Origin of the sequence: Bradyrhizobium manausense (genome assembly GCF_018129685.1) — a bacterium.
GTDB lineage: Bacteria > Pseudomonadota > Alphaproteobacteria > Rhizobiales > Xanthobacteraceae > Bradyrhizobium > Bradyrhizobium manausense_D.
The window spans coordinates 71,862-78,069 of sequence record NZ_JAFCLG010000024.1; the positions used below are offsets into that span (position 1 = coordinate 71,862).

Below are 6,208 nucleotides of genomic sequence, written 5' to 3' on the forward strand. Positions count from 1 at the left end.
CAGAATGCCTCCGCGGCAACAGTCTGGATTGCTTCGTCGCCAGCGCAAAATTGCTTCGCAATTTTGTCGCGGGCTCCTCGCAATGACGGCTTCGTAGACATCGGGGCTATATCCAGTAAAACGTCAGGCCTTGATCGGGGCGACGTCGATCCAGCGGCGCTCCTTCCAGCTCTTCAGCGCGCATTCGGCGAGCTGCACGCCCTTGGCGCCTTCGAGCAGCGTGAACTTGTAGGGTGCATCCTCGTAGACGTGGCGGATGAACATCTCCCACTGCTCCCTAAAACCGTTGTCGTAGGTGACGTTGTCGGGCAGCTTCTGCCAGTCGCCGTAGAAATCATGCAGCCGCTTCTCGTCGGGATTCCACACCGGGCGCGGCGTTGCCTGCCGCGCCTGGATCATGCAGTCCGTGAGGCCCGCGACCGCAGAGCCGTGGGTGCCGTCGACCTGGAAGGTGACGAGGTCGTCGCGATAGACACGGGTCACCCAGGACATGTTGATGTGGGCGATGACGCCGCCCTCGAGCTGGAAAGTGGCGTAGGCGGAATCATCCGCGGTCGCCTTGTACTTCTTGCCTTGCTCGTCAAAACGCTCGGGAATGTCGGTGTTGCCGATACAGACCACGCTTCTAACGTTCCCGAACAGGTTGTCGAGCACGTAGCGCCAGTGGCAGACCATGTCCAGAATGATGCCGCCGCCGTCTTCTTCGCGGTAGTTCCAGGACGGACGCTGCGCCTCCTGCCAGCCACCTTCGAACACCCAATAGCCGAACTCGCCGCGGACCGAGAGGATGCGGCCGAAGAAGCCGCTATCGCGCAGGAAGGCGATTTTCTTCAGGCCAGGCAGGAACAGTTTGTCCTGCACGGTGCCGTGCTTGACGCCCTTGGCGTTGGCGAGCTTGACGACTTCCAGCGCCTCTTCGAAATTCGTCGCGATCGGCTTCTCGCAATAGACATGCTTGCCGGCGTTGATCGCCTGGGTCAGCAAACCCGGCCGCGCCTGCGTGGTCGCGGCGTCGAAGAACATGGTGTCATTCTTGTCGGCGAGCGCGGCATCGAGATCGGTGGTCCAGCGCGTGATGTTGTAACGCCTGGCAAGCGCCTCGACCTTCTCGGCGCTGCGGCCAACCAGGATCGGATCGGGCATGATGCGGTCGCCGTTCTTCAGGCGAACACCGCCCTGCTCGCGGATCGCGACGATGGAGCGGATCAGATGCTGGTTGAGCCCCATGCGGCCGGTGACGCCGTTCATGATGAGGCCGAGGCGTTGCGTGGTCATGCCAGATACTCCTGAAGTGATTTTGGCTGTTCAAGCGGACGGAGCGCCGACCAGTCCGGATGGACAGAGGTCGCAAAGCCCGCAGCATGAAGCGATCCCGTCAGGAGATCGCCGTTGTGAATGGAGAGCCGGATGCCGTGACCGGTGTCGGCGTAGAGATCAGGATGCGCGGCGGCGAAGGCCTGGGCTTCGGCGAAAGGTGTCTCGCCGAAGCCGTCGACGTAGTGATGGCCGTTGCGTTCGGCGTGGGTGACGCCGAGGAAGGCGCCCAGCGCGAGATCCTGCTGCACGCCGAGGCCTGCCTGGCAGGTCAGGTCCTCGCCGGTGATGAAGAAGGTCTCGCCGCTCGCGCTCCATTTCGCGGCACGCGTTGCGTTGACGACAGACTTGTAGAGCCCTTTGCAGGACTTGGAAGAGATGCCGCGATAGCCGAGCGCCCGCGCCGCCGGGAACGCATCGTAGGAATCGTCGGCCTCGTCGATGATGAAACCCCGTCCGGCCAATGATCCAAGCGGCGATTGCCGCGTGATGTCGCGCGGCATCGGCTGCTCGACATAGAGCAATCTCGATGAGATCGACCGCAGCGCGGGCTCGCGATCGAGTCGGCTGATCAACGCCTGGAGCGCGGCAAGGTCGGCGTATTGCTCGTTGGCATCAAGCGTCACCTTGCAATCGTGCCCGAGAGCGTCGAGTTCCTTGCCGATGCGAGCCAGCCGCGCTGCGTCGGCGGTAGGGTCGCCGGACAGCTTAAGTTTAAAAAAATGCGCACCGCAGTTCTCGCGGCCATCGGCAACGCCGCCCTTGCCTTCGATAGTATCGTCGAGCCCAACGGTATGCCTGATTGCAACGCGTTGCAGTGGCTTCCGGCTCGAGAGGAGCGTCTTGAGGTCCGCGTCCTTGAGGTCCGGCGAGAGCCGGGCATCGATGCCGGCGATATTGCGAGACATCCCGTCGAAAAAATTCGTCTCGGAAGCGCGGAGCAACGCATCGAGGATCGCCTTGTCGATTTCCGCGGGACCAAAGGCCGCTGCAAGTGCCGGAATGTTCTTCCTGGCGCAGGTCGCAACCTGCGCCCCGATGCACGAGGCATGCAGATCGAACGCCGTCTGAAATCCGGTCCGCGCCAGATAGAGCCCGCGCGCGATTTCCAGCGATCGTCGCAACTCGTCGACCGTCTGCGCCGGCGACAGCTCCGGCCGCTTGTCGAACCATTTCGGCACCATCATCTCGGCGCTGGCGCCGACCGCGATGCCTTTCCCCTCGACCTCGATCTCGACTCGCACGAACAGCTGCGGCGCCGTGTTGACGGTCACCGCGCCGAAGCGGAACGGCCGCGCAAAATGCACGGGACGTTCGAAGAAGGCGATATCTCGCAGCTTCAGGCGCGGGGGCATGGTGCTACCACAATGCGAGGTGAACTTGGAGCGAGCACTATGGCCGCGGTCGACTCGCCTCTCCCGCTTGCGGGAGAGGTCGGCGCGCTCGCAGAGCGCGGCGGGTGAGGGTTCTCACCACTCGGGGACATCCTGTGCAATTCTCGACAATCCCAATGCGGAGACAGCCCCCACCCCAGCCCTCCCCCGCAAGCGGGAGAGGGAGCCGACTGCCAATGCCGCCGCATCGTACACACCATATGCGATAGCCCTGCCCGCAGGCGGGGGAGGGAGCGCACCGCGCGTGTGGTCGAGTCTGCGAACACCATCGCCCTAGTCCAGCGAACCTTGCGAGAAGAAATGCTTGCGGATGCGTTGCACCAGTTCCGTGAAGACAGGATCGGCCATCACGTCGAGCGAGCGCGGGCGCAGCAGCGGCACGTCATAGATCGCGGCGATCGCGCCGGGGCGTTCCGTCATCACCAGCACGCGGTCGGCGAGGAACACGGCCTCGGGAATCGAATGCGTGATCAGCAGCACTGTCTTCTTCGTCTCGCGCTGGATCCGCATCAGTTCGACATTCATGCGCTCGCGCGTCAGCGCGTCGAGCGCGCCGAACGGCTCGTCCATCAGCATGATCCTGGGATCGTGCACCAGCGCGCGGCAGATCGAGGCCCGCTGCTGCATGCCGCCGGAGAGCTGCCAGGGCAGCTTCTTCTCGAATCCTTCCAGCCCGACCAGCTTCAGCAGCGCTTTTGCGCGGGCGAGATATTCCTCCCGCGGCAGCCGCTTCATGTCGATCGGCAGCATCACGTTGGAGAGAATGTTGCGCCAGGGCAGCAGCAAAGCGTTCTGGAACACAATGCCGACATTGCCGTGCGGCTTCGTCACCTTCTCGCCTTCGACCAAGACCTCGCCCGTGGTCGGCGGCAGCAGGCCGGAGATCAACTTGAGCAGCGTGGACTTGCCGCAGCCTGACGGGCCGACCACGACAAAGAACTCGCCGTCATTGATGTGGAAGTCGAGCGGCCGCAGCGACGGCACGTCACCGTCGCGCGTCCGGTAGGTCTTCGACACGCCGGAAAGCGTGATGCCCGACGTATCGCCCGCCCGGTCGCTCACCAGTCTCAGATGCGCGGCCGGCTGGTCGGTTAAACTGGCCTTCTTCGGAATCATTCGGTTACATCCAATTGAGCGCACAAGCTACGCTCGTCATTCCGCGGCGCGACAAAGTCGCGAACCCGGAATCCATCAGGCAGCGGATATCGGCGCAAAATGGATTCCGGGCTCGTCGCTGCGCGCCGCCCCGGAATGACTGCGGGGCTCACGATCCACTCTTCGGCAGGTAATCGTTGGTGTAGAAGGCCTTCGGGTTGTCCTTGGCTTTGGCATCTAACCCGCCATATTCGACCATGAGATTGACCGTATCGGTCATGTTCTGGTCGGTGACCTGGAACGGGCGCTTGCTCTTGGTCTCGGCGGTCCGGTAGAGCGGGATGGTCAGCTCGAAGCCCTGCGTGAGCGTGTCGATCTTGCCGCCCTTGGGGTTTGCATCGAGGATCGACTGCGCCGCCGCCTTCGGCTCCTTCTCGGCGGCTTCGACCGCCTTGGTCGTCGCCGACATGAAGCGGCGCACGAGATCGGCGTTGGCCTTCACATAGTCGGTGTTGGCGATGATGCCTGATGAGACCATGTTGATGCCGTAGTCGGCGAACTTGATCGGGAACACGTCCTTGCCGGTGGCGTCCTTGATCTTCATCGACTGGTCCATGACGTAGCCGAGCAAGAGATCGGCCTGGCCGTTGATGACGGCGTTGAGCTTGGTCTGGCCGTCACCGGCCACGGTCTGGAAGTCGCTTTCCTTCAGGCCGGTCTTCTTCAGGAACAGCGGCCAGATCTGCGTCATGGAATCGGCCGGCGTGATCGCCACCGTCTTGCCCTTGATGTCCTCGGGCTTCCGGATGTTCTTGTCGGCGAATCCCATCGCGGACATCGGCGAGGTCTGCAGCAGCACGCCGGTCGCAATGACGGGCGCGCCCTTGATCGCGGCGCGCATCATAGTGGGAACGTCGACATAGCCGAAGTCTGCGGTCTTGGCGGCCACGGCCTGCGTGGTCGCGGCCGAGCCGCGGCCTTCCTGGATCTCGAGGTCGATGCCTTCGGCCGCATAGATGCCCTTGGCCTTGCCGTAATAGAACGGCGCGTGCTCGCCATAGACGTACCAATTCAGCATCAGAACGACCTTGTCGGCCGCCTGCGCCGGTGCAACCGCGAACACCATCAGTGCCGCCGAGACAGCCCCAATCCACCGCTTCATCGTCACTCTCCCTGTGGTTATGTTTCGGCCGTTGGTGGCCGTTCGTTGCTTGATCTTTTGAGCATGATCTTGTCGGAAAACCGCTGCACACTTTTCCGGATCATGCTCTACGAAGCGAAAATCACCTCCTCGCGCTGGCTGACATGCCAGGGGATGATCAGCTTCTCGATCCGATCGACGATCCAGAACAGGACGACGCCGAGCAGAGCGAGGATGACGAGGGCTGCGAACATCGTCGGCAGGTCGAACGTGCCGATCGAGCGCTGCATCACATAGCCGATGCCGGAGTTGGATCCGACGAACTCGCCGACGACGGCGCCGACCACGGCGAGCGTCACCGAGACCTTCAGGCCGGAGAAGATCGCCGGCAGCGCATGCGGCAGGTTCACCGCGCAAAACACCTGGAAGCGGCTGCCCTGCATGGCGTGGGCGAGATCGACCATGTCAGGGTCGACGGATTTGAAGCCCTGCACCGCCGAGACGACGACGGGAAAGAAGCCGAGCAGGAACGCCGAGATCACCTTGGGAATGATGCCGAAGCCGAACCACACCACGAACAGCGGCGCGATCGCGATCTTCGGCACGGACTGGGAGAACACCAGCAGCGGATAGACATAGCTCTCCACCGTCTTGGAGCCCGCGATCAGCATCGCGACGGGGATGCCGAACAGCGCCGAGAGCGCAAAGCCGCAGACGGTCGCATAGGTGGTCGGCCAAGACTGCCGGAGCAGCTCCGGCCAGTCGGTCCACAGCACCGCGACGACGTCGGCCGGCGACGGGATCTGGTAGGCGGGAATCCGGAACAGCCGGATCGCGAGATCCCAGGCCACGACGATGAAAACCAGGAACAGAAACGGCCTGATCCAGGCCGCATTCAGCATCTTGGATACCGCACCTTGCGGCTTCAATTCAGCCACGTCCCGCTCCCGGTGGTCTTCTTGGTTCGGGGAGAAATTAACCCGTTGGATAAATACTGTCTAGGGGGTTCGCTGCGACGTTTTAGGGCGGTTCCTGAGACTTCGCGGGAGGATCATGATGATGTGCACCGCCCGTCCCACGCAATCGGTGTCGTCCTGGCGAAAGCCAGGACCCATTACCCGGGGGCAAAGTTTGGCGAAGGCTGGTCGCTCGGGATTGGCACCGCGCCAAATCGATGGATCACGCGGTATGGGTCCCTGTGTCTGGAAAGTCTGTCATGATGAGAGTGGGCGGGAAGCCGTTGGGTCCTTGGCGCTTGACGCCG

5 protein-coding genes are annotated in these 6,208 nt (G+C 62.8%); all 5 read right to left on the minus strand.

The genetic code is table 11. From position 1 onward, the window contains the following. Window positions 1–123: 123 nt before the first annotated feature. The 5 genes from JQ621_RS31480 to JQ621_RS31500 all read right to left on the minus strand — a co-directional run bounded on the left by JQ621_RS31480 (window position 124) and on the right by JQ621_RS31500 (window position 5,882). Window positions 124–1,275 carry a Gfo/Idh/MocA family protein gene (locus JQ621_RS31480; protein WP_212240792.1) on the minus strand — a complete coding sequence of 384 codons (1,152 nt, stop codon included), beginning with the start codon at window positions 1,273–1,275 and terminating at the stop codon, window positions 124–126. After that, the gene (locus tag JQ621_RS31485; protein ID WP_212240794.1) at window positions 1,272–2,669 is read right to left on the minus strand and encodes an enolase-like domain-containing protein; all 1,398 of its coding nucleotides are present in this window, start codon (window positions 2,667–2,669) and stop codon (window positions 1,272–1,274) included. Before JQ621_RS31485 ends, JQ621_RS31480 begins: the two co-directional genes overlap by 4 nt. Window positions 2,670–2,981: 312 nt before the next feature. Further along, window positions 2,982–3,824 carry an ABC transporter ATP-binding protein gene (locus tag JQ621_RS31490; RefSeq protein WP_212240795.1) on the minus strand — a complete coding sequence of 281 codons (843 nt, stop codon included), beginning with the start codon at window positions 3,822–3,824 and terminating at the stop codon, window positions 2,982–2,984. A 148-nt stretch (window positions 3,825–3,972) separates the two neighbouring features. Continuing rightward, window positions 3,973–4,965: an ABC transporter substrate-binding protein gene (locus JQ621_RS31495; RefSeq protein WP_212240796.1), complete on the minus strand. Its 993-nt coding sequence runs from the start codon at window positions 4,963–4,965 to the stop codon at window positions 3,973–3,975. A gap of 107 nt (window positions 4,966–5,072) precedes the next feature. Beyond that, window positions 5,073–5,882, minus strand: a complete 810-nt coding sequence (locus tag JQ621_RS31500) for an ABC transporter permease (RefSeq protein ID WP_212240797.1) — start codon at window positions 5,880–5,882, stop codon at window positions 5,073–5,075. Window positions 5,883–6,208: the final 326 nt, after the last annotated feature.